Here is a 1,979-nt window from a genome sequence, read left to right on the forward strand (position 1 = left end):
CTCTCATTCTATTTAATTCCTCCTAGCTTCTAGCTTATGGCCATTCTCCAACGATGTTACCCTTAGAATCTATCTTAAACGTTTTAACCTTTCCACTACTATCAACTTTTGATAATACTCTTTCAACTTTACCTTTTTGCAATGCTTTCGTAATCTGTTCAGCTAATACTTCATCTCCCTCAACAGCTTTTAATATTCTACTTTTTCCAGTTTCAGAACCTTTCAACCAATCATTTGACATTTGTCGTCCATCTTTAGTTTTCCCTAATTGTGAACTGCCAAATTTTGCTTCATCAATAACATATTTGATCTTTGATTCTGCATTTGTATTTTCGTATAATCCATCAATTCCTTTTACTATTTTATCATTTATGCCTGATGGTGCACTTTTTCCGACTGGCTTTAGATCATATCCAGCATCTTTTAAACTTTGATTATTCAATAAATTGTCACTTGATTTGATTTCACCATAATTACCTTTTTGCTTATTTGTAGCTATTTTTGCATCAAAATTATCTACATTTGTATTTTTGTTACTGCTAGGTTTACCGTTACCCGTACCCTATGTTGTAATCTTAAACCCTCACAATAAAAAAACAAACCATGTAAAACCTTATTAAACTACTTCTTTTTCTTCTACTACCGGCAACTCATAAGCTTTTTTATATTTCATGATGCCATATACAATGTTTACAAGTCTTCTCATAATACACACCAAAGCCTGTCCTTTTGTTTTGCCCTCTTTAAGTTTCTTTTGATAGTATGCATGAAACACTGGGTTTCTAAGTAACTTACTTCCTTTCGCTACTTGCACCTGCTGTACTGCTAAGTTATAAAATAAAGCGTGTAGCGCCCTGTTTCCTTGTTTGCTTTTGTGTGTCTTACCTTTCCCACCAGAACCAAAGTAAACAGGCGCAATCCCCGCAAATCGTGCTAATTTGTTGGCATTTGGAAATCGCCTTACATCCCCAATTTCTGCAATTAATGCTGATGCCGTCACAAGTTCTATTCCCGGCATCGTTTCTAATTGATAATCTAGTAGTTTTACTAGCTGTTTTAATTCTCTCTCGATGTATTTCATTTCTGTCTTTTTAAACTCAATATCCCGTACAATACTTCTTACTAAAAAGTCTCGTGTTTCTTGATATTCCTTCATTGTATGTCCATCTTCTTTTACAAGTTTTAATATTTCGCTTGCTTTCTTTACTGAACATGTATTGTTGCTAACATCTAATAAAAAAGCTGTTAATTGCTTTATATTTGCCCCCTCTAAACAAGAGGGTGACGGATATTGCTGCCAAAACGCTAATGCTGTTTTTCCATCTAACTCTGAGAAAAACTTTTTATAACTTGGATAATGGTGGTTTAATTGAATATGTAATTGGTTCTTTAATGCACTTTGTGCTTTTACTAATGCATTCCTTCTTGAAACCAATTGTTGTATCGACCAAAATAAATCGTTTGGCTTTGCATCTGGCAATTGATTAAATTTGTTTACCAATATGCGTGCCACACATTCCGCATCCCAACTATCATTTTTTTGTATCATCACTTGACTTTTTCGTTCTAAAAATGATAAAGCTGGATTTACTTCTTTTACTACCTGTTCGTGATCTACTAAATATTTCGCTAATGCTCTTCCATAACCACCAACATCTTCTAAACCAAATACAACAGTTATCCCATCACACACATATGTCTCTACTTCTAATAAGAACTTCGAAAATGCAGATGGTTTATTATCAAATTGTATTTCTCCTAATTTCTCTTGCCAACAATTAATAATAACAGCCGTATGATGTTCCTTATGTAAATCTACTCCTATATACAAATAATTTTGTCTATTATGCATAACTCATCCCTCTATTCAATGATTTTGTCATATATAAAAATGTCGGCAACCTTAGTTCGAGCGTTCATCTTCCGATGCGCATAGGTACGCAAGCCTATCCATTTTTCATAACTCTAGTAGTATGTAT

Annotated in this window: 2 protein-coding genes; both read right to left on the reverse strand. The window is 33.7% G+C overall.

What is annotated here, in order from left to right:
• Positions 1 to 34: 34 nt before the first annotated feature.
• On the reverse strand, positions 35 to 442 hold the full coding sequence (locus AC1DTM_RS24230; RefSeq protein WP_016105239.1) for a hypothetical protein: 408 nt from the start codon (positions 440 to 442) through the stop codon (positions 35 to 37).
• A gap of 174 nt (positions 443 to 616) precedes the next feature.
• The gene (locus AC1DTM_RS24235) at positions 617 to 1,852 is read right to left on the reverse strand and encodes an IS110 family RNA-guided transposase (RefSeq protein WP_016105240.1); all 1,236 of its coding nucleotides are present in this window, start codon (positions 1,850 to 1,852) and stop codon (positions 617 to 619) included.
• Positions 1,853 to 1,979: the final 127 nt, after the last annotated feature.

This window comes from Bacillus sp. P4_D3 (genome assembly GCF_056401855.1).